Annotated in this window: 16 protein-coding genes; 9 read left to right on the forward strand and 7 right to left on the reverse strand. The window is 30.2% G+C overall.

The genetic code is table 11. The features are described from left to right. The first annotated feature begins 61 nt into the window (after positions 1–61). From Q0617_RS11640 to Q0617_RS11650, 3 genes are all read left to right on the forward strand, one after another. Positions 62–1,024, forward strand: coding sequence for a L,D-transpeptidase family protein (locus Q0617_RS11640; protein ID WP_298753473.1), 963 nt, complete (start codon positions 62–64; stop codon positions 1,022–1,024). 61 nt (positions 1,025–1,085) lie between these two features. Next, on the forward strand, positions 1,086–3,296 hold the full coding sequence (gene purL / locus Q0617_RS11645) for a phosphoribosylformylglycinamidine synthase subunit PurL (RefSeq protein ID WP_298753474.1): 2,211 nt from the start codon (positions 1,086–1,088) through the stop codon (positions 3,294–3,296). A gap of 58 nt (positions 3,297–3,354) precedes the next feature. Continuing rightward, complete coding sequence (locus Q0617_RS11650) at positions 3,355–4,065, forward strand: sulfite exporter TauE/SafE family protein (RefSeq protein ID WP_298753475.1); 711 nt, start codon at positions 3,355–3,357, stop codon at positions 4,063–4,065. Positions 4,066–4,069: 4 nt separating this feature from the next. Here the strand turns inward: Q0617_RS11650 and Q0617_RS11655 are convergent, their stop codons facing one another. The 4 genes from Q0617_RS11655 to Q0617_RS11670 all read right to left on the reverse strand — a co-directional run bounded on the left by Q0617_RS11655 (position 4,070) and on the right by Q0617_RS11670 (position 10,268). After that, the gene (locus Q0617_RS11655; RefSeq protein WP_298753476.1) at positions 4,070–5,410 is read right to left on the reverse strand and encodes a diguanylate cyclase; all 1,341 of its coding nucleotides are present in this window, start codon (positions 5,408–5,410) and stop codon (positions 4,070–4,072) included. Continuing rightward, a complete protein-coding gene (locus Q0617_RS11660; RefSeq protein WP_298753477.1) occupies positions 5,403–5,798 on the reverse strand; it encodes a response regulator in 396 nt (131 codons plus the stop codon). Before Q0617_RS11660 ends, Q0617_RS11655 begins: the two co-directional genes overlap by 8 nt. Next, positions 5,795–8,242 carry a PAS domain-containing sensor histidine kinase gene (locus Q0617_RS11665; RefSeq protein ID WP_298753478.1) on the reverse strand — a complete coding sequence of 816 codons (2,448 nt, stop codon included), beginning with the start codon at positions 8,240–8,242 and terminating at the stop codon, positions 5,795–5,797. The genes Q0617_RS11660 and Q0617_RS11665 overlap by 4 nt, the downstream gene beginning before the upstream one ends. A gap of 211 nt (positions 8,243–8,453) precedes the next feature. Beyond that, positions 8,454–10,268, reverse strand: coding sequence for an ammonium transporter (locus Q0617_RS11670; RefSeq protein ID WP_298753479.1), 1,815 nt, complete (start codon positions 10,266–10,268; stop codon positions 8,454–8,456). A gap of 162 nt (positions 10,269–10,430) precedes the next feature. Here Q0617_RS11670 and purH point away from each other — a divergent pair, with 162 nt between their 5' ends. After that, complete coding sequence (gene purH / locus Q0617_RS11675; RefSeq protein ID WP_298753481.1) at positions 10,431–11,963, forward strand: bifunctional phosphoribosylaminoimidazolecarboxamide formyltransferase/IMP cyclohydrolase; 1,533 nt, start codon at positions 10,431–10,433, stop codon at positions 11,961–11,963. Between the two features lie 264 nt (positions 11,964–12,227). Then, entirely contained in the window at positions 12,228–12,776 is a 549-nt protein-coding gene (locus Q0617_RS11680; protein WP_298753482.1) for a hypothetical protein, read from the forward strand. A gap of 714 nt (positions 12,777–13,490) precedes the next feature. Here Q0617_RS11680 and Q0617_RS11685 read toward each other — a convergent pair. The 3 genes from Q0617_RS11685 to Q0617_RS11695 form a co-directional block, all read right to left on the reverse strand. After that, complete coding sequence (locus tag Q0617_RS11685) at positions 13,491–14,003, reverse strand: type 1 glutamine amidotransferase domain-containing protein (protein WP_298753483.1); 513 nt, start codon at positions 14,001–14,003, stop codon at positions 13,491–13,493. A 197-nt stretch (positions 14,004–14,200) separates the two neighbouring features. Next, a complete protein-coding gene (betT, locus tag Q0617_RS11690; protein WP_298753484.1) occupies positions 14,201–16,201 on the reverse strand; it encodes a choline BCCT transporter BetT in 2,001 nt (666 codons plus the stop codon). A gap of 143 nt (positions 16,202–16,344) precedes the next feature. Next, on the reverse strand, positions 16,345–16,863 hold the full coding sequence (locus Q0617_RS11695; protein WP_298753485.1) for a hypothetical protein: 519 nt from the start codon (positions 16,861–16,863) through the stop codon (positions 16,345–16,347). Between the two features lie 122 nt (positions 16,864–16,985). Between Q0617_RS11695 and Q0617_RS11700 the strand changes: the two genes are divergently transcribed. From Q0617_RS11700 to bioA, 4 genes are all read left to right on the forward strand, one after another. Then, positions 16,986–18,101, forward strand: a complete 1,116-nt coding sequence (locus Q0617_RS11700; RefSeq protein ID WP_298753486.1) for a PQQ-dependent sugar dehydrogenase — start codon at positions 16,986–16,988, stop codon at positions 18,099–18,101. Positions 18,102–18,278: 177 nt separating this feature from the next. Then, on the forward strand, positions 18,279–19,535 hold the full coding sequence (locus tag Q0617_RS11705; RefSeq protein ID WP_298753487.1) for an MFS transporter: 1,257 nt from the start codon (positions 18,279–18,281) through the stop codon (positions 19,533–19,535). A 61-nt stretch (positions 19,536–19,596) separates the two neighbouring features. Next, complete coding sequence (locus Q0617_RS11710; protein ID WP_298753550.1) at positions 19,597–22,185, forward strand: ABC transporter substrate-binding protein; 2,589 nt, start codon at positions 19,597–19,599, stop codon at positions 22,183–22,185. A 52-nt stretch (positions 22,186–22,237) separates the two neighbouring features. Further along, positions 22,238–23,503 carry an adenosylmethionine--8-amino-7-oxononanoate transaminase gene (bioA, locus tag Q0617_RS11715; RefSeq protein WP_298753488.1) on the forward strand — a complete coding sequence of 422 codons (1,266 nt, stop codon included), beginning with the start codon at positions 22,238–22,240 and terminating at the stop codon, positions 23,501–23,503.

Consider the following 23,503-nt stretch of genomic DNA (forward strand, 5'->3'; position numbering starts at 1 on the left):
TTATAAAATCAAGACTATTATTATACAATTGAAACCTTAAATATAATTATGGAGAGAATTTTTGAAAAAAACTGTACTTTTACTTTTGGTCTTATTTAATACATACCTTTTAGCAGATTTCGTTTCTATTTATAGAACAATGGGTATAGAAGAAGTACAAAAAGAGTTAGAAAAACAATTACAAACTGAAGAATACTGGAATGAGTATTTGAAGAATACTGACGTTAGTTACGGATATTATGAATCAAATAAATATGTAATAGTCGCTGATAAGCTATCAAAAAAGATTGAACTTTTTAAAAAACAAGATAAAAAATTTTTAAAACTTTTAACTCAAAGTATGATTAGTGGGGAAAAAGATGGGGATAAGTTTACAGAGGGTGATTTAAAAACCCCAGTTGGAGCTTATAGATTAACTAGAAAATTAACAAAACTAGACCAATTTTATGGTCCTTTTGCACTTGTTACTAACTATCCAAATACTTTTGATAAATCTTTAAATAAAGCAGGACATGGAATTTGGATACATGGTATGCCTTTAGAAGAGTCAAGAGAAGATTTTACAAAAGGTTGTATTGCTTTAGATAATGATAATTTGATCTCTTTAGAAAAAAATATGAACTTTGATGAATCTGTTTTATTAATCTCAGAAAAAAATGTTGAACCAACTACTAAAGAAGAGATGAGTAAAGTTTTATCTTTTATTTATTCTTGGACTGATGCTTGGAGAGTTTCTGATACAGATAAATATTTAGCATATTATTCTACAGAATTTAAAAGAGCAAATGGTCAAGACTTTGATGCTTTTACAAAACATAAAAAGTATATATTTTCTAGAAAAGAAGATAAAACTATTAGATTTACAAATATAAATATAATTCCTTATCCTAACTCTTTAAATAAAAAGATGTTTAAAATAGTTATGGATCAACACTACCAAACAAAAACTTATCTTTATGATGGGATAAAAGAGCTTTATATTCAGCTTGATGGAGATAAAATTTTAATCCTTTCGGAGGGTTAAAACTTTTATTAAATCTTCTTTAGTTATAATCACGCATTAATAAAACAACTTAAGGTTAATAATGCAAAAAGAGATGACAACTGAAGAGATGGCTCTTGCCCACTCTTTAACACTTGAAGAGTTAGAAAACATAAGAACTATCCTAAAAAGAGAACCAAACTACGTTGAAATTGGTGTTTTTTCTGCAATGTGGAGTGAACACTGTTCATACAAATCTAGTAAAAAATATTTAAATGGTTTCCCAACAAAAGCGCCATGGGTTATTCAAGGTCCTGGAGAAAATGCAGGGGTTATTGATATTGGTGATGGATATGCTGCTGTATTTAAAATGGAATCACACAATCATCCAAGTTTTATTGAACCTTACCAAGGTGCAGCTACTGGTGTTGGTGGTATTTTAAGAGATGTATTTACAATGGGAGCACGTCCTATTGCAAATATGAACTCTATTAGATTTGCTTCAATTGAGGGTGATGGTGAAGTTGCTCAAAAACATAGATTTTTACTTCGAGGTGTAGTTGCTGGTATTGGTGGATATGGAAACTGTATGGGAGTTCCAACTATTGGTGGAGAGACTACTTTTGAAGAGTGTTATGCTGGAAATAACCTTGTAAATGCCTTTACTTTAGGTTTAGCAAAAGCTGATGAAATCTTTTATGGTAAAGCTGAAGGTTTAGGAAACCCTGTTATGTATGTGGGTTCTAAAACTGGACGAGATGGTCTTGGTGGAGCAGTTATGTCATCAGCTTCATTTACAGAAGATTCAGAGTCAAAAAGACCTACTGTACAAGTTGGTGATCCATTTACTGAAAAACTACTTTTAGAAGCTTGTTTAGAGTTATTTAAAGAAGACTTAATTATTGGTATTCAAGATATGGGAGCTGCTGGGCTTACTTCATCATCATTTGAAATGGCTGGACGAAGTGGTTCAGGTATGATTATGCATTTAGATAAAGTACCTGCACGTGAAGAGGGAATGACTCCTTATGACTTTATGCTAAGTGAATCTCAAGAGAGAATGCTTATTTGTGCTAAAAAAGGTTGTGAGCAAGCTATTATTGATATCTTTGAAAAATGGGAATTAGATGTTGCAGTTATAGGTGAAGTAACAGCAACTGGAAATATGGAACTGTTCTGGCATGGAGAAAAGTGTGCAGAAGTTCCTGTTCAACCAGTATCTGAAGAAGCACCAATACTAGACAGACCTGTAAAAGAACCAGAATACTTAAAAGATATCGCAAATATAACTTTAGATAAAAATATTGCAAATCAAGATGCCTTTGATAATATGTTTAGTGATATGGAAGTTGTGGATAAATCATGGGTTTATTCTCAATATGATTCTATGGTACAAACAAATACAATCGAAGGACCTGGGACTTTAGATGGATCATCAATTAGAATCAAAGAGACTGGTAAGGCACTTGCTATGAGTGCTGATTGTAACACTAGATTATGTTATATCAACCCAGAATTAGGAGCAGCCGCAGCTGTTATGGAATCTGGAAGAAATGTAGCAATGAGTGGAGCAAGACCAAAAGCAATTACAGATTGTCTTAACTTTGGAAACCCACAAAACCCAGAAGTAATGTGGCAGTTTAAAATGGCTTGTGAAGGTATCAAATCAGCTTGTAAAGAGCTTGTAACACCAGTTATTGGTGGAAATGTTTCTTTATACAATGAAACAAATGGAGTAGGGGTTTTCCCAACACCTTCAATTGCAATGGTTGGAGTTAATGAAGATGCAAACAGAGTTTTACCTTCAAGATTAAAAGAAGATGGAAACACACTTTTCCTTTTAGGTGATACTAAAGGTGAGTTTGGTGGGTCTTTATATATGAAAAAAATGTATAACAAAGTTGCTGGTCTTCATCCTGAAGTTGACTTTAAAAAAGAGTTAGCACTTTGGGATACAGTTATTGATGCAAACACATCATCTCTTTTAGCAAGTGCTAAAGATGTAAACGTTGGTGGATTGGCAATTGCTATTGCTAAGATGGCTGTTGTTGGTAACAAAGGGGTAAGCGTATCTGTTGAGTTAAATGACTCAAAAGATATCTTCTGTGAATCTTTAAGTAGAGCAGTTGTAGAAGTTAAAGAAGAAAATATTGAAGCATTTACTAGCCTTGCAGCTACTAAGGGTATCTCTTGTACTAAAATTGGAACAGTTGGTGGAGATACAATCTCTATCAATGATGTTACAATCTCTTTAGATAGTGCAAAAGATATCTATTTTAATAAATTTAAACAAGTAATCGAACAAGACTTATAATAAAAAAGGTTAAAAGCCTTTTTTATTAAACTACTCATCCAATACAATTAGGAATTTTATGGAAAATATAAGCATCATAACTATTATTACCATAGCATTTTTAGGTTCATTTGGCCATTGTATTGGCATGTGTGGAGGAATAGTTGTCGCATATTCAAGTACAAAGATAGACAACTCTTGGTCTAAAGTAAAACAATCCCTATCTCATATATTATATGCCCTAGGAAGAGTATCAACCTATGTTATCTTAGGTGCTATATTTGGTTATGCTGGAAGTGTTGTAACTTTTGATAATACTACAAGTGGAATACTACTTTTATTTACTGGTTTTTTGATGGTATTAGTTGGCTTATCTTTAAGTGGTAAACTAAAATTTCTTACAAGCATAGAACACTCTGTTTCTAAATCAAAAATTTATCAACAAACTTTTCGTAAACTATTAGGTTCAAATAGTTTTATTAGTTTTTATTTGTTGGGTATGTTAAATGGACTACTTCCTTGTGGATTTGTTTATGTATTTGCCATCACAGCAGCTAGTACTGGAAGTATTTTATGGGGTGCTTTTGTTATGCTAATCTTTGGACTAAGTACAATTCCTGCTATGTTTTCTCTAGGTTTTTTTGTGGGAATATTTAAACAAATAGCCCTAAGAAACCTTTTTATTACAATAGCTTCAATATTGGTAATTATATTTGGTATTTATGTTATGCACAATGGATATGAATATTTAAATAACCCAAATAAACCAATGCTAAGTTCTCATATTTAAAACTTTAATCAACTTCTTCATACTCTTTGATTTTAAAGTTGTTTCTCCCACTATTTTTTACTTCATAAAGTAAATCATCAGCAATTTTGAAAATTTTCTCTTTAGTTATATTTTTATTTACATCAAAAACACATGCTCCAAAAGAAGCTGTAACATATTCTGATACTAAATTTTGTGTATGTGGTATTTTTAAATCTTCAATTGAAGATTTTATTTTTTTCACTAATGTTGTAATTCCCTCTAAATCTATATCATAAACTAATGCCCCAAACTCTTCTCCACCTAGTCTAAATGCATAATCACTAGCTCTATGTAAATTATCCCTTAGAGTATTTGCAAGTTCAATAAGTACATTATCTCCCATTTGATGTCCATATGTATCATTGTATTGTTTAAAACAATCTATATCAAATATTATAAATCCAAGTGCTTTATTATCTCTTTGTGCTCTTTGAATCTCTTTTTCAAATATTTCATTGAAAAATCTTCTATTATAGAGATTTGTCATATGATCAGTTACTGAGAGTATCTCTACTGCTTTTTTATCTGTAGTATCCACACGAATAGAAGCATAACCAGTGATATTCCCTTGTGAATCAAACATAGGAGAAATTCTTGCTTTTACCCAATAAAAACCACCATTTTTTTTACGATTTTTTATCTCACCTTCCCAAGCCTGACCATTTTTAATTGTTTGCCATAATTCTTCAAATACTTCTTTTTTAGTATCTGGATGTCTTATTATACTATGAGGTTGTCCTATTAGTTCTTCTTGCGTGTATTCTGATATATTGCAAAATGCTTTTGATACTTCTGTGATTTTACCTTTTAAATCAGTTTTTGAAGCTATTAAGTATGTGTCTATTATCTCTAAATAGGTTTTGTTTTCTAAAGTTTTTTTGTCTACTAACTCTTCAAGATTTTGAGTATAAAACTCTAGCTCTTTTTCAGTTGCATAACTTTTTAAAGCCTCTTTTATTGTCATGATAAAATCAGTTTGTTCCCAAGGTTTTGAAATATATCTATATAAGGCACCATTATTAATAATATTAGTTATTCCATCAAGATCAGCTTGTCCAGTAAGGAGCATTTTTTTTGTATTTGGTAGTAAGTTTTGTACTTTAATTAAAAACTCATCACCTTTCATACCGGGCATTAAAAAATCACTAACTACTAGTTCAAGTTCTATTCCATCAAGCTTTAATTCTTCGATTATTTCTAAAGCATCTTCTGCACTTTGTGCAAGTTCTATATCATACTCATCACCAAAAAAAGTAAATAATTGCGTTTTTAAAGAAGTAAGAACAATCTGTTCATCATCAACACATAATATTGCTTTACTCATCTAGTTTACCTATCTCTTCTTTTATTTTAGAAACTAATTCAGATGATTCCCAAGGTTTTGAAAAAGTACATTTTAAATCAGCATTAAGTTGAGCATTTTTAATAGCTTTTTCATCTGCTTGTCCTGTTAGAAGTATTTTGATTACTTTTGGAAATTTTTTATGTGCTTCTATTAAAAATTCATCACCTTTCATTCCTGGCATTAACCAATCAGAAACAATAACTAATACTTTTACACCTTCACTGCTAAGCTCATCTAATATCTCTAAAGCATCTTCAGCATTTTGTGCAAGTTCAATAGTGTAGTCTTTAAATTGTCTGCTTAAATCTTGGGATAAAGATCTAAGTATAATATCTTCATCGTCTACACATAGTATGGCTGACATCATTTTGTTTCTCCTTTTATATTTTTTGATAAATAAACAGTAATAATTGTCCCATGTTCATCACTTTGTAGATCAATTTTACCATTATGTGCATCAACTATTTTTTTAACAATATCTAAGCCAAGTCCACTACCTTCACCAGATTTTTTTGTTGTAAAAAATGGATTAAATATCTTTTTTTGTAACTCTTGTGGTATTCCACAACCACTGTCTTTGATACTTATTATTTGATAGTTTGTATTTTCAGAAGTAGAAATTTCAAGTTTGCCTTGATTATCCATGGCATGAATAGCATTTGATATTAGGTTCATCCAGACTTGTGAAAGTTCATCAGGATAACAAAAAATTGCATCTAATGAAGTGTAGTTTTTTGTAACTTCTATACCTTGTTTTAGATTGTGACTAAATAGTATTAAAATATCATCAAGTGAGTTTTCTACTCTTTCTATAACACCTTCTCTATCGTGGTCAAAGTGAGCAAATTTTTTAAGTGCATATATAGTCTTAGAAGCTCTATTTACAGCCCGTATTATATTGTGTATATTTGAGATTGTTAAATATTCATCATAAAGTACATCAATAATAAAGTGTGCACTTTTGTGGGTAATTAGATTTTTGTATGGTGTGATATCATCGATGTTAAACTGTGAAAACTTATCTGCAAAATATCTGCTATTTTCAACACCTATACTATCAAGTTGTTCCACTAGTCTTTTTCTTAATATTCGTTCATCTTTTATACTTAAAATAGAAATCTTAAGAGGAAGGTTTGATTTTAATTTTAAAAGAGTCTCTTTTTCATCTTCATTTAGCAATAAGGCTAGTTTAGGGATATTTTTAATTATATTATTTAATGATTGTAGAATATTATCAGATGATGATTTTATTGCACCAAGAGGAGAGTTTATCTCATGAGAAACTCCTGCAATGAGCTGTCCTAAGGCTGTTAGTTTTTCTGATTCTATTAATTTGTTTTGTGCATTTTTTAGTTCATTTAAACTCTTCTCTAAAGCAAGAGCTGTATTTTTTAGTTTCTTTTTATCTTCACTTTGTTTTGTTATATCTGAAAAAACTCCAATATAATAAACTATTTTTTTATCTCTTTTTACAACTCCAATTGCAAGTTTTGAAATATACTTTTGACCATTTTTATGTTGATTTGTTAATTCACCATTCCAAAAGTTCTCATTGATTACTGATTTCCATAGCTTTTTATAAAACTCTTTTGACTCTCCATGCTTACCATGCAATATACTAGGATTTTTTCCTATGATTTCACTCTCTTTATAGCCACTTATTCTTTCAAAACCATGATTAGTTTGGATTACTTTTCTATCACTATTTAGTACTAAGATACCTTCCATAGTATTTTTAAAAACTTCATCTGCAATTTCAACTCTTAAACCCTCTTCTTGAAGTTTTTTTACATATTGTGAAATAATATATGCAAATGCAAAAATAATCAAACCAAAGGCAATAGTTAAATATTTAATTGAATCGATGAAATTATAAAAGCTCAATAATATCTTTTCTTTATGTATATAAGATATGATAGTCCAATTTCTTCTTGAGAGTGTCTCTCTATTTGGACTAATAATATCTACAGGATTTATCTGACGAAAAGCAAAAAGTTTATTATTCTCATCTAGCGCTATTGAGTGTTTTACATTAGAAGAATTGATTTTTGCCCAACCTTTAGGATAGTCATTTTGAAAACTTATATTTTTATTAAACATAAATCCCCATTCATCCGATGACTTAAACCCTAACATATAGTATGAATCTTTATTTAAAAGTAAGCTGTTTATATCTATAGAAGATAGTTTTAACTCTTTTAAAATCTCATCACCTAAATAATTTATTAATATATATCCAGATATTTTGCCATCTGCATTTGTTACAGGAGTAGAAATTCTTATTGTTGGATTATATGGTATTTCTATTTTTCCATTTTCAACATTTAAATCAAATTGAGATAGATAGATTTCACCATCTTTTAAAGTTTTTGATTCCTTAAAGTAGTATCTATTTGATTTATCTTGTAAATTCTCTTTTTTTATAATAATTGTTTTGTTATTTTTATTATCTACTCTTACAACTTCTTGTCCACTGTTATTTACAAATCGTATTTGTGAGTAGACTTTTCTTGATTGGGATATTCTTTTTAAATCTTGTGTGAAAAATTCTAGATTTTCATCATAAGAATATTTTTTGTTATTTAAGAAGTAATTGTAAACACTTGCGATATATAAGATATCTTTTTTTGTATTTAGTAGGTTTTTTTCTATTATATTATATTGAAGTTCATTATGTTTTTCAATATTTATTATGTAGTTGTTTTCAATTTTAGTATATACCCCATGTAAATAAGTTCCCAATATAATAAATGAGAATAGGGTTGTTATGATAGTTATTTTTATAAAAGCTTGTTTTTTTAAAAAGTTCAAAATTAGATTCCACTTAAGTTTAGTAAATAGAATAGTAGCATAATCTTTTTATAAGTCAAGCGATTTTGTATAAAAAATATACCAAATAATATAAGTTTATTATTAGTTATAATATAGTCTTATATAATTTATAAAATTATTTTAATTAGTGTTTCAAAAGTGATTTTTTTATAACTATTTAGCATATAGAGAGTACAAATGCAAACAGAGTTTAGTAAGTAAAAACTCTATTTCTACCACTCTCTTTTGCTTGGTATAAAGCATTGTCTGCATTTTTAAATACTTCATCAAAAGTTTGTTTTGAAGTTTTAAAATTACTTATTCCAAAAGATACTGTAATATGTTTTACTATTGAGAAATCTGCTTTTTCTATATCAGACCTTAGTTTATCCGTAATCTTTTCAGCGATTGCCAAATCTTTTGTTTGCAATAAAAGTATAAACTCTTCACCACCCCATCTTGCAAAAATGTCATTTTGTCTAATCTTTTTTGAAATCAAAGCTGAAAGTTCTTTTAGTATAGTATCTCCCACATCATGCCCAAAGGTATCATTTACATCTTTAAATTTATCAATATCAAGTATGGCAATTGAGTAATTAAAACTGAGGTTCATATTTTTTATGTTTTCTTCCAATCCTCTTCTATTGTAAATACCAGTTAAAGCATCATAGTAAGCTTTAAGGCGTAAGTTCTTATTTGTGTTAGTCAATACTGTATTTTTTTCTCTTAAAATACTTAGCAAGAGATTAAAAAACTTTGCCACAATTCCAATTTCAGTATCTCTTTCTTCATAAACTTTTTTTTGTATATTTCCAGTTTTCATAATACTAACAATACTATCAATGGTCTCAACCCAAGGAAGTCTTGCATTATGTTCACTTGTATTTAATCCTAAAACTTCATGTTTTTTTCTTACTCTTAATAGATTGATTTTATGTAAAAAAAGAAATAAAATAACTCCAAGGGAAAAAGCAAAAACAAAAGCAACCAAAACACCTAAGGTTTGTACCCAAATAAGCTCAAACCTTGAAAATCCTTCTGGAAGTTTTGCAAATATCCCAACAGCAATAGTTCCCCAAGCTCCTGTAAACCCATGTATACTTATGGCACTCAAAGGATCATCTACTTTAAACACTTTTAATAAAAGCTGATCACTATAAAACATAACAAAAGCAGAAATAAAACCTACAAAAGCTGATTGAATTAGAGTTAACTCATAACAGCCTGCTGTGATTCCAACAAGTCCTGCAATTATCCCAAAACTAAATATTTCAACTTCAACTTTCTCTTTAGAAAATAGGGTAATTACCCATGCCCCAAATCCACCAAATACTGCTGATAAAAGAGTATTTAACAAAATCAAAGTAACAGAAGCATCAAACTTTAGTAAGCTTCCAGCATTGAATCCAAACCAAGCAAAAAAGAGTATAAAAACACCAAAAACAATAAAGTTATGATTACTTGGTGCAAAATATTTTATTTTTCCATTTTTCCATTTTCCAAGTCTTGGTCCTAAAACAAGTGTTCCAGCTAAACCAATCCAAGCTCCAAGTGAATGCACAACAGTAGAACCTGCAAAATCGATAAAGCCAAGTTGTTTTAACCATCCATTGTCATTCCATGCCCAATGTCCAAAAATAGGATATATTAGTGCAGAAACGATAATGGCTACAATAATATAACCATTAAATTTTATTCGCTCTGCAACTGCACCTGAAATAATAGTAATGGCAGTTGCTGCAAACATCGCTTGGAAAAAGAAGATTGCATTCTCTTCTAAGTTTAAGCCACTTATTAAAAATCTATCAGTGCCAAATAGTCCAAAATTATCAGTTCCAAACATCAATCCAAAACCAATAATCCAAAAGAAGATAATACCAAACACAGTGTCAATAAGATTTTTCATTGCCACATTAATAGTGTTTTTTGTTCTAACTGTACCTGTCTCTATTAGTGCAAAACCAAGTTGCATCATAAAAACTAAAAAGGCGCATAATAAAATCCATAATAAGTCAATATTACTCATAAGAAACTTCCTAACGTAACATATAATATGAAGAAATAATATCCAAAAAGTAATCTCTTAAAAACTACATACTGTATATAAAATATACAGATTTTTAAAAGCGACTACTAATTACTTTTTTTGTATAATCTCGAAAAATTATATAATAACAGAGGAATTAATTTGAGAGCATTAATCAGTGTTAGTGATAAAAGTGGTGTTGAGAATTTTGCAAAAGAGTTAGTAAAATTAGGTTACGAGATAATTAGTACAGGTGGTACTTATAAAGCTTTAGAAAATGCAGATATACCTGTAATAGAAGCAAACGAAGTTACAAAATTCCCAGAGTGTTTTGAAGGAAGAGTTAAAACTCTAAACCCATATATTCATGGTGGAATCTTACACAGACGAGACAAGCAATCTCATTTGGACCAAGCGAAAGAATTAGGTGTTGAAGGTATTGATTTAGTATGTGTAAACTTGTACCCATTTAAAGCAACAATTGAAAAAACAGATGATTTTGAAGAGATTATTGAAAACATCGACATCGGTGGACCAGCGATGGTGCGAAGTGCTGCAAAAAACCACGATAGTGTTATTATTGTAACTGATGTTGTTGATTATGATTTAGTATTAAACAATCTTAAAAATGACACAAATACACAAGAGTTTAGAAGAGATATGATGATAAAAGCATATGAGCATACAGCTGCTTATGATGCAATGATTGCAAACTACATGAACAAAAGATTCAACGGTGGAATGGGTGCAAAACAATTCATCGTAGGTGAAAAAGTATTTGATACAAGATACGGAGAAAACCCACACCAAAAAGGTGCATTATACGAGTTTGATAAACACCTATCAAATAAATTTATCACACTAAAAGGTGAAGCATCTTTTAATAACATGGGAGATATAAGTGGAGCTGCTAAAATAGCATCAGCATTTGGTGATGACAATGCAGTATGTATAGTAAAACATGGTAACCCATGTGGATTTGCTATCAAAGATACACTTTTAGAATCTTATACTGAAGCTCTTAAATGTGACCCAATCTCAGCATTTGGTGGAGTGGTTGCTGTAAATGGAATAGTTGACTTAGACTTAGCAGTTAAAATGAATGAAATCTTCCTAGAAGTAGTATTTGCAGCTGATTTTACAGCTGAAGCTGAAGAAGAGTTAAATAAAAAGAAAAGAATCAAACTATTCAAACAAGGAACATCTAAACTTGAAATGGCAAATGATGAATTCAACTTCAAAATAGTTGATGGTGGATTTGTTTATCAAGATGCTGATAAAGTAGAAGAGGACGAAGTTAAAAATTCTGAACTAAAATCAAAAAGAGAAGCGACTACTCAAGAAGTAAAAGATATGGAGATAGCTTACAAAGTAGCATCTTTAACAAAATCAAACTGTGTAGTATACGTGAAAAACTCAGCTATGGTTGCAGTTGGTATGGGTATGACTTCAAGAGTTGACGCAGCAAAAGCAGCACTTAGAAAAGCAGAAGATTTAGGTATCGATGTAAGTGGTTCAGTACTAGCTAGTGAAGCTTTCTTCCCATTTAGAGATTCAATTGATGCAGCACAAGAAGCTGGTGTGAAATGTGTGATTGAGCCAGGTGGTTCTATTAGAGATGATGAGATTATAGAAGCGGCGGATGAGTACGGTATGTCTCTTTATTTTAGTAATAAACGACATTTCTTACACTAAAAAGATGATTTAAATAATCATCTTTCTTCATAACTCTGCGTTAGAGAAAACTTTCTTCTAGTCACTTACTCCAGTAAGCTCCTACGAATAAAGTTTTCTCTGCCTTGATTTCTTTTGAAATCTTACTCATAAAATCAATCTTTTGGATTTATTTTAAAATCTCATGTTTTTAAATTTTATTAATATAATATAATTATTTTATTTATACTACTAATTTAAGACTTTTTTGTATAAAATATATTTTTAATAAAAAGGAACGATATTATGTTTAAATTAATTTTGTTAATAGGGATTATATTATTTTATACGGGATGTATTCCAAATACTTATTATAGTACAACTGATGATTATGCAACGGGTGCTAGATGGTATGATAGAGGAAATTATGAATATGCTGTAAGGTATTGGGAACCACTCGTTTTAAAAGGTGATTGTGATGCTGAAAATGCAATGGGAATGGCTTATCTTCTTGGAAAAGGTAAAAAACAAAACAAAGATAAAGCTGTAGCTTTATTTAAAAAAGCGGCTAATGGAAACCAACAAATGGCTCAAGCGAGGCTTGGAGATTTATATGACCCTATGAATGAAGGATACTTATATTGTAAAACGTGTGAAAAAGATATAGTTCAATCATATAAATGGTATAAACTATCTGAAAGATATGCAAAATATGATAGTGAAAAAGAGTATGCTAAAAAACTAATTAAAATTACAATTAAAAAAATGACTAAGGAACAAATTATAGAAGGTGATAAGTTAGTACAAAACTGGAAACCTACACCAAAAGACTGTAATCCAAGACAGTGGTGGTAAAATCCAAGGATAGGATACAAATTAATAATATATTTCAATGATTCTCATGAAGACCTCTTAAGGTCTTCGTTTCTCTTACTTTGTGTGGACAAAGTAAGCAAAACCACCAACGGCTTCAAAGGTCTTCGACTACCCTCACTTATTATTTTTAATTTCTAGCTTGCGGAACTCATAAAAAAGAGTGAGTTTATCACTCTTTTTTATTCAAACAGTCCTCAGCTTTTTCCGAAATGAAAAATAAACGCTCGTCTTTTGCAGATGTTGGAGAACAAAGGTGGGATAAGGACATTTGCATTTTTGATTTGTCTTATATTCAAACTTTTACTTATTTAAATTTACAAATGATAGTTTGAACTTTTCTTCTTTCCAGACTTTGATGAAGCTGGAAGTTAGATGTTTATTTTCGGTAACACCCGAAACTGTTTGAGCGTTAAGAAGAGTGCTAAATGCACTCTTTAGTGAGTTTTGCAGGGCAGGAAATAAATATTTAACTGGAAGGGAGCTTTGCCTTCATCAACTCGTCTGGTTGCTTTTTGTCTTACTTTTTACAACTAAAAAGTAAGAAAGCGGAAACCTTTAGGTTTTCAAGAGAATAAAGTAAAAGAATAGGGGCAGGTGATAACTATAACTCCAAGAAAGAGGTACTTATTAATAAAATATGTAAAATAATATAGTTAAAACCAATATACTATCCCTGATTATTCTATTTGAGCCCTAACTCAAACTCTTACATGCTTTTATGATTTCTTGAAACATCTCAGGCATGGCAGATGGATCCATTGCTGTGATGATATTCTTATCCACACTCACAGGTTTATTGGTGTAGTTTGCACCTGCATTTTTAAGGTCATCTTGAATAGATGGAAAAGATGTCATGTTCTTATCTTTGCATATTTGAGCTGAAACCAAAACCCAAGGGCCATGACAAATCGCAGCAATCAGTTTTTCACTTTGGTGCATTTTTTGAACAAAATCTAAAACATCTTTATTTGCTCTTAGTTTATCAGGGCCATATCCTCCTGATATAAAAACAATATCATACGTGCTACTTTTTACGTCACTAATAGATAAGTCCGTTTTAAAAACGCCCCCTTTTTTACCCTTGATACTCTTTTTTGTTTGTGATATCACATCTACGTCATGTTTTTCTTCTAAAAAACGATAGTAAGGATATAAAAACTCAACATCTTCAACCATATCTTCTATTAAAATAGCTACTTTTAACATAGGTACTCCTTTTGTATGTATATGAATTATTCTAAAGTAACACATATTTTTATGAGTGTCAAGGGGATTGCTTTGAAAAATTTGAGGAAAAGATAAAAGTAGAAAAGAGAAGAGGTTTTCCTCTTCAAGAGAAATAAAAAATTATAATGAAAGTTTTAAAACACCAATAGCTCTAAAAGCTATTGGTATAATTTTTTCTAATCTATAGGTATAACAGGATTCAATCCAGCAGTAATATGTAAAAAGTGTCTGTGTTTTTCAAACTGATCAATAATATCATTTGCAACTACATCCATCTCATAACCATAAATATCATAAGCTTTATTACCATCTTGTAAATAGACTTCTGCTCTAGCATATTTCTTTTGTTCATGAGTAGGGTTAAGTATCTCAGGAAATGCATATGTTGGTGTATCATATCTACTAAATCTTACTTCATATATAAAGTCTAAATCACCATTGTGCTCTACTGTTAAAACAGAAACACTTTTCTCTTTATTATTGGTAACTTCTACATTCCAACCATGATTTTCAAGCTCTTCTTCTACAGTTTTCATAGCAGTGATTACATCTTCATTGATATATCTTCTTGTCTCTTCTGGCGGTGGAAATTCAATAAGTCTTGAAAGTCTATTTTGCCAAGTTCCAGATACTTTTCCATGTCGTCCTGCATTCATATGATGTTGAAGTGACTCGTATCTAATAGATTCTAAATGTAAGGCTTTATAAAGTCCCCAGCAAGCAATAAGCATAATAATAGCAAAGGGTAAAGCAATAACAATAGAAGCGGCTTGTAATGCTGCAAGTCCACCAGCTATAAGTAATGCTGCTGCTACGACACCTTCAAGTACTGCCCAAAATATTCTTTGCCATACAGGGTTGTTTTCTCTTCCTCCACTTGAAATAGTATCAACTACCAATGAACCTGAATCCGAAGAAGTTACAAAGAAAGTAATAACTAAAATAATTGCAATTATTGAAATAATACTAGCAAAAGGAAAGTGTTCTAAGAATTTAAACAAGGCAGTTGCAACATCTGCTGATACTGCTTTGCTTAAATCAGTAAAACCTTCTTTCATAATAGCATGTAATGCACTGTTTCCAAAAACTGTCATCCATATAAAAGTAAATCCAACAGGAACAAATAATACTCCTAGTACAAACTCTCTAATTGTTCTACCTCGTGAAACTCGTGCAATAAACATCCCAACAAAAGGTGCCCAAGCAATCCACCAAGCCCAATAAAAGAATGTCCACCAACCCATCCATTTTGTATCTTCATATATATATTGATTAAAAGTCATTTGTACAATATGAGTTAAATAAGAGCCTATATTTTCAACCAATGCTCCAAGTAAGAAAAAGCTTGGACCTGCTATAAATACAAATAAAACAAGTGCAAAGGCAAGATAAAGATTTAGTTCAGATAATCGTTTGATTCCTCCATCAAGTCCTAAAACAACAGAGACAGTTGCCATTGATGTAATAATAGCAATCAAGATAATTTGGGTAGTAAGTCCTACTGGTACATCAAAGATATAATTAAGTCCCGCATTAACTTGTAAAACTCCCAAACCAAGAGAGGTAGCAACACCAAAAATAGTTCCTAGAATTGCAACAGTATCAACACTGTGTCCTATTTTTCCATAAATTTTATCACCTATCATTGGATAAAGTGCAGATCTAATAGAAAGAGGTAATCCATGTCTAAAAGAAAAATATGCTAGTACTAAACCAACAACAGCATAAATTGACCAAGCGTGTAATCCCCAGTGAAAAAATGTAATCCTCATAGCTTGCTTAGCAGCTTCTATTGTCTCTTTATCACCTGATGGAGGCGCGCCATAGTGCATAACAGGTTCTGCTACACCCCAAAACATCAATCCTATACCCATACCAGCACTAAATAACATGGCAAACCATGAAATATGACTATATGCTGGTTTTGATTGGTCAGGTCCAAGTTTAAATCGCCCAAAGGGAGAAACTGCTAAAAATATTACAAATAAAGTAAATATTCCAACGCTAAGCATATAAAGCCAACCAAATTTGTCTGCTATGAATTGTTTCATACCACTAAAAGTTTCACCTGCTACCTGCGGCATTGCCATTGCAAATATTACAAGTATTACAATAATAGCAACGGAGGGGTAAAATACAGGTTTTAAAACAGTTGATTGTTTTTTCTTATTTTCCATAATTCTCCTTTAATTTGAATCCATTATATCCTCAAAGTAATATAATGTCCCTAAAAGAGGGAGGTTTTGAAGTGTTAAACAGTCTGCGTCATTGTCTACTAGCTCCTACATGACCACCGGTTCTTAGACTTTAATTTAATTTATCAATTTCTTTTTTCACCTCTTTGATACCAGATATATTCAGTATCATTTTTAATTTTGCAGTAGAATAGCTCTCCTGAATTTCTCCAGGGGTCAAGTACTATACCTTCATTGATATCACAGGCTTTACAGGTAACTACTAAGGTGTTATGTTCTTTCCAATAGTCACCTAAATTTGCTGTTGCAAAATAATAGTCAAAACTTTTTAACTCTAAACTTTTTGCATGTTTTAACATATCAATTGCAAAATGCCAGCAGTAGCCTTTCTCTTTTACTCCAATATTGACTAAAAAATTATGAAATAATGGAGGGCTTACTAAACTGTATGATTCTTTTAAAATTTTTGCTTGTTTAAACATCTCATTGGAGAGAATTGTGGCTTCTTTTTTATCTACTTTTTCATTTAAAGAGTATAATAATATGGCTAACTTATTATTATCTACTTGTTCATTAACTTGTATGTTTGATGCTGTACATCCAATAAATAAGATAGAAAATAGTATTGTAAATATGTATTTCATGAAAAAAGTATAGCTTATTTTGATATTGAGTTTATTAAGTATATATTTAAAGTGTATAATTTATTGTAGTTAAAACTTATATTATTACAATAGTTACATATAAAAATTACAAGGATAATCTCATGTTAAAAGTTTTTATAATTAGTGCAATACTCTCTTTATCTCTATTTTCACAAAATGTTTTAGAGTTTAAAAGTGAAAAAATGACGGTGGTTGTAGAAAAAATTGCATCAAACTTAGGAATAGTTTGGGGTATGAGTGAGTTAGATGAACACAGAATAATTTTGAGTTTAAAAAAAGGTCAATTTGTTGTCCTGAACACGCAAAATGGAACTCCAACACCTCTTAAACCATCTTTGGATGTGTTTTTGCAAGGACAAGCTGGTTTGTTAGATGTGCAAGCTTCACCTTCTTTTGAAAAAGATAAGACGATATTTTTTACTTATGTGAAAAATATCAACAATCAAGGTGCAACAACACTTGCAAAAGCACAGTTAATTAATGAAAAATTAGAAAATATACAAGATATTTTAGTCACAAAATCTTTAAGTGATACAACTAGACACTTTGGAAGTAGAATTACATTTGATGATAAAGGGCATATCTATTTTGGTATAGGTGATAGAGGGGTTAGACCCAATGGACAAGATTTAAGCACACACTCAGGCTCTATTATTAGACTCAATTTAGATGGTTCAATTCCACAAGATAATCCCTTTATAAATCAAAAAAATGCTTTACCTGAAATTTATAGCTTTGGTCATAGAAATCCACAAGGACTCTTTTTTTATAAAAAGACCCAACAGCTAATTAGTGGAGAACATGGACCAAGAGGTGGAGATGAAATCAATATTATTAAAAAAGGCACAAACTATGGCTGGCCAGTTATTTCATATGGTAAAGAGTATTGGAATCCACTACCTGTAGGTGAAGACACACATAAACAAGGGATGGCTCAACCAATTAAATATTATGACCCATCAATTGCTCCTGGTTCTTTGATAGTCTATGAGGGCAGTCATTTTAAATCATGGAGAGGAGATATCTTTCAAGGTGCCTTAAAACTCACCCATTTAAATCGTATAGTTATTGATAAAAACAATAATGTTGTAAAAGAAGAGCGCCTTTTACAAGAGTTAGATGAACGTATTAGAAGTGTTATGGAAGGTAAAAATGGCAAGCTTTATATTTCAACTGATAGTGGGAATATTTACAGACTTTTTTTAAAAGAAAAATAAGATAGATGTTTAGTAAATCGTATACTTTGATTAAGAATGAAAAGTCTCTATAAAGATATTTTTAAATATCTGAATTTTGCTAATAAAACATTTCAATTAAATATGAAAAGTGTATAATATCTTTTACCGCTTTTTAATCATACATGCACTATCATCACGAAAAATAAAAGGAATATAATGGAACGAACAAAATCAGTATTTATAGCTATATCTTCACTATTTTTTTCAATTGGTTTTTTAGCTATTGGGTACGGGATGATTATGACTTTTGTTGGTGTATTTCTTAAAGAAAATGGAAGTTCGGATATGGTTATTGGGCTTATAAATGCTGCATTCTTCCTAGGTGCTATGGCCTCTGCTATTTTTTCTCAAAAGATTATTTCTAACATTGGGCATATTCGTAGTTTTGTTACCTTTGCTTCTTTGATGGTTATTACATTTTTACTTCACTCTTTATTTTTAAATGAAGCATTTTGGGCAATACTTCGGCTTATATCTGGATTTGCTTATTATGGCTTATTGATTATTTTGGAGAGTTGGCTAAATGAAAAAAGTTCAAATGAACAAAGAGGTCAGATATTAGCTATTTATACTGCTGTATTTTATCTTTCAACTGCGGTTGGACAGTTATTATTAAATATTGAAGATGATTTTAAACATATGATTTTTTCTATTGGTGCTGTGTTGGTACTTTTTTCTGTAATATTTATAGCAATGACAAAGATTAAAGAACCTATTTTACAGCCTTTTGAAAGATATAGTTTTCCAAAGCTTTATAATGTGGTACCCCTAGCGGTAACGGGTAGTTTTATTAGTGGTTTTTTTATTGGTGGTTTTTTTACAATGGTGCCACTTTATATTTTAAAAGTTTTTGATTCTAAAGAGGTCTTATCTTTATTTATGACTTTTACTCTTATTGGAGGACTACTTTCACAATGGCCTATTGGTAAGCTTTCTGATATTTATGGTAGACGAAAACTTATTTCATTTACTGGATTTTTTACAGCAATTATCTCTTTGATGTTCATATTATTACCTCCAAGTGAAACCATGACATATATTTTAGGTGTTTTATTGGGAATTAGCATTTTTTGTATTTATCCTTTAAGTTTATCTAGAGCAAATGATGTTATTGATGAAAATAAAGATATTGTAGAGATTAGTAGAGCTTTACTTTTTGCATATGGTATGGGCTCATTTTTTGCACCAGTTATCATTGGGATAGGATTTAATTACCTATCACATCAAATACTTTTTATTATGTTTCTTATTTTAGGTGTTTATTTAGCCTTATATTCTTTATCAAGAAAACGTGTTGAAGATGATCATATGAGTGTCTTTGTATCTGTTCCAGTTGCAGCAGGGGCTATAGTACCAGAGTTTGACCCAAGACAAGACCAAGAGTGGGTTGATGAACAGCAAGCTAATAATTAGAATTTATTTTGTTTTTAAATAATATAGATATAATTTTTCTTTTTAAGGAAATGGCTTGAAAATGAGACTTTTTATTATCTTATTACTGTTAATCTCTTTTCAAGTATTACGTGCTCAAGAGTTAAAAAAAGTAACTCTTCAGCTCTCTTGGTTTGATCAATTTCAATTTGCTGGGTATTATATAGCCAAAGAAAAAGGTTTTTATAAAGATTTAGGCTTAGATGTTGAAATAAAACCATTTGCTTTTGGAATAAATGTTCCCAATGAGATAGATGAAGGAAGAGCTGATTTTGGGGTTGGAAGAGAGACTTTAATTTTAGATAGGGCAAAGGGCAAAAAAATAGTTGCACTTTATGCTTTGTTTCAAGCTACCCCTTTAATTTTACTCACTTCAAATGATACAAATATTAACAAAGTTGAAGACTTTGTTGATAAAAAAATAATGACCACATCAGATGACTCTAGTGAGGTCTCTATAAAAGCTATGATTAGCTCAAAAAAAGTAAAAGTTGAAGATTTACACTTTATAAAACATACTCACAACATAAATGACTTAATAAATAAAAATACAGACATAATCTCCGCATATATTTCCAAATCTCCCTTTGACTTAGATGAAAAAGGAATACCTTATAAAGTATTTGACCCAAAAGATTATGGCTTTGATATGTACAGTGATTTTTTATTTACCAATGAGAATATGATAAATAAGGATTTAGATATAGTAGATGCTTTTAAGCAGGCCTCTTTAAAGGGCTGGGAATATGCCTATTCAAATATAGATGAATCAGTTGATTTAATTTCTAAAAAATATAATTCACAGAACATATCAAGAAAAGCATTAGCATATGAAGCAAAAGAGTTAAAAAAACTATCATATCATCATACAAAAACTCTTGGAAAAATAAAAGAAGAAAAAGTACAAAGAATATATGACTTATACAATGTTATGGGTTTAATTCCCCAAAAGACAGATCCTAAAAAATTTGTCTATTATGAGCATAAAAACAGAAAAATATCTTTAACAAAAGAAGAGAAAAGTTATTTAAATGAAAAAAATTCTTTTAAAGTATGTGCACATCCAAGTTTAAAACCATATAGTTATTTTGAAAATCAAGATTTCAAAGGTTTTGTTTCTGATTATTTTGAAATAATATCAAAAAAAACAGGAATAGAGTTTGAAATAATAAAAAGAGATAACTTTAAAGACTCTGTTGATTTATTTAAAAATAGAAAGTGTGATATTCATAGCTCTTTATCAAATGCAGAACATAGAAAAGAGTATGCAAATTTCACTAAACCATACTTTTCTATTCCTTTTGTTCTTATTTCTAGATTAGATTTTCCCTTTATTGATAGTTTAAGTGCCTTAAAAGATAAAAAAATTGGAATAGTTGGTAGTTATAATATTAGCAAAAGAGTGAAAGAAAAATATCCAAATATAGAGTTTGTGGATGTAAAAGATATAGATGAGGGTATTGCAAAAGTATTAAATGAAGAAATAGATGGACATGTTGATGTTCTTTATAGTTCATTGTATAAGCTTTATGATAAAAACAATTTTGAATTAAAGATTTCAAATAAACTTGATATTGGAGGAAATCTTAGTATTGGGGTTAGAAATGATGATAAATATCTTTTTAATATAATAAATAAAGCTGTAAATAGTATTGATGATGAAAGTATTGATAAACTTATTAAACCATGGCTAACAGTTGAGTATAAAGAGAAGACTGAATATACTCTTCTTTGGGAAATATTAGCAGTAGTTGGAGTGATTTTTTTAGCACTTTTATATAGACAAAAAGTATTGAAAGCTGCAAATAAATCTCTATATGAAAAAGTTGAAGAAAAAACAGAAGAGTTAAAAAATATAAATAAAAATCTAGAACAAAGAATTAAAGAAGAAGTAGAAGAGAACTTAGCAAAAGATAAGCTTTTACAGCGTCAAACAAAAATGGCTTCAATGGGTGAGATGATAGAAAATATTGCTCACCAATGGAGACAACCTTTATCTGTAATAAGCACTGGGGCTAGTGGAATAAAACTAAAAAAAGAGATGGATAAATTAGATGATAAGTATCTATTTTCTTCTTTAGATTCAATAACTAACTCTGCACTTTATCTTTCACATACAATTGATGATTTTAGATTTTTCTTTAAACCAAATAAAGATAAAAAAAGTTTTATTTTAGAAAACTGTTTTCAAAAAACTTTAAATATCATTAGTTTTAAGTTTGCCAATGAAAATATAAAGATAATAGAAAATATAGAAGAGATAAAAATAGTAGGATATGAAACAGAATTAATACAAGTGTTAATGAATATATTAAATAATGCAAAAGATGCACTGATGGTTCAAGAGTTAGAAGAAAAACTCATTTTTGTTGATATTTATAAAGAAAAAAATACTGCAGTTATTAAGATAAAAGATAACGCAGGTGGGATTGATCCTGAAATTATTGAGAAAGTATTTGAGCCATATTTTACAACTAAACATAAAAGTCAAGGTACAGGTATAGGGTTGTATATGTGTAATCAAATTATTTCTAAACACATGAATGGATTATTAGATGTCTCAAATACAGAGTATATGTACAATAAGAACAAATATACAGGCGCAGAGTTTAAAATAATTTTTTATGACTAATAATTTAACTTTTGATATAATTACTACATATTATTAAATTAGGAATTGCTATTTGAACTGGTTAGATATAGATAAAAAGCATGTTTGGCACCCTTACAATTCACTCCCTTCAAAAACAAAACTTTTAGCAGTAAAAAGAACTGATAAAACTTTTATATTTTTAGAAGATGAGACAAAACTTATAGATGGTATGAGTTCCTGGTGGAGTGCGATTCATGGGTATAATCATCCCAAACTAAATGAAGCATTAAAAAAACAAGTTGATATTATGCCCCATGTTATGTTTGGGGGACTTGCGCATGAGGGTGCTGCAAAACTCTCTAAACTTTTGGTTGATTTGACAGGTTTAAACTCTGTATTCTTATGTGACAGTGGCTCAGTTTCTGTTGAGGTTGCACTAAAAACTGCAATTTTATATCAAAAAGCAAAAGGAAAAGAAAAGTATAAATTTCTTGCACTAAATAATGCCTATCATGGAGATACATTGGGGGCAATGAGTGTATGTGATCAAAAAAACTCTATGCATTCAATATATGGTTCATATTTACCACAACATATATTTACCCAAGAACCAGAATTTGGTTTTGATAGTGATTGTACTAGTTCTATAAAACACTTAGAAGAAAAGTTTAAAAAACATCATGAGGAAATAGCAGGATTTATCCTTGAGCCAGTTGTTCAAGGGGCAGGTGGCATGAGGATATATAACACAAGCTATTTACAAAAAGCTAGAGAGTTATGTAGTAAATATGATATTTTACTTATAGCAGATGAAATTGCAACAGGCTTTGGACACACAGGAAAAATGTTTGCTTGTGAACATGCAAATATAAAACCAGATATATTGACACTTGGAAAGGGACTTACTGGTGGTTATATGACTATGGCAGCAATGATTAGCTCAAAAGAGGTAAGTGATACTATATCAAATAGCAAAATAGGTGTACTTATGCATGGACCAACATTTATGGCTAATCCTTTAGCTTGTAGTGTTGCCATAGCTTCTATTGAACTTTTGATAGAGTCTTCATGGGAAAAAAGAGTTCAAAATATAGAAAAAATATTTTCAGATGAACTAGAAAATGCAAAAGGTATTGAGCTTGTAAAAGATGTGAGAAATATAGGGGCTATAGGAGTAATTGAATTAAAAGATGACTCTTATGCACAAGAGATTCAAGATTATTGTGTGAAAAATGGGGTATGGATAAGACCTTTTGGAAAACTTATTTATTCCATAGTTGCATATACTATTGAAGAAGAAGATTTAAGAAAAATTGTTAGAACTATGATTAAAGCAATAAAAGCAATAAAGAGTTAA

The sequence above is a fragment of the uncultured Arcobacter sp. genome (genome assembly GCF_937982575.1).
Lineage (GTDB): Bacteria > Campylobacterota > Campylobacteria > Campylobacterales > Arcobacteraceae > Arcobacter.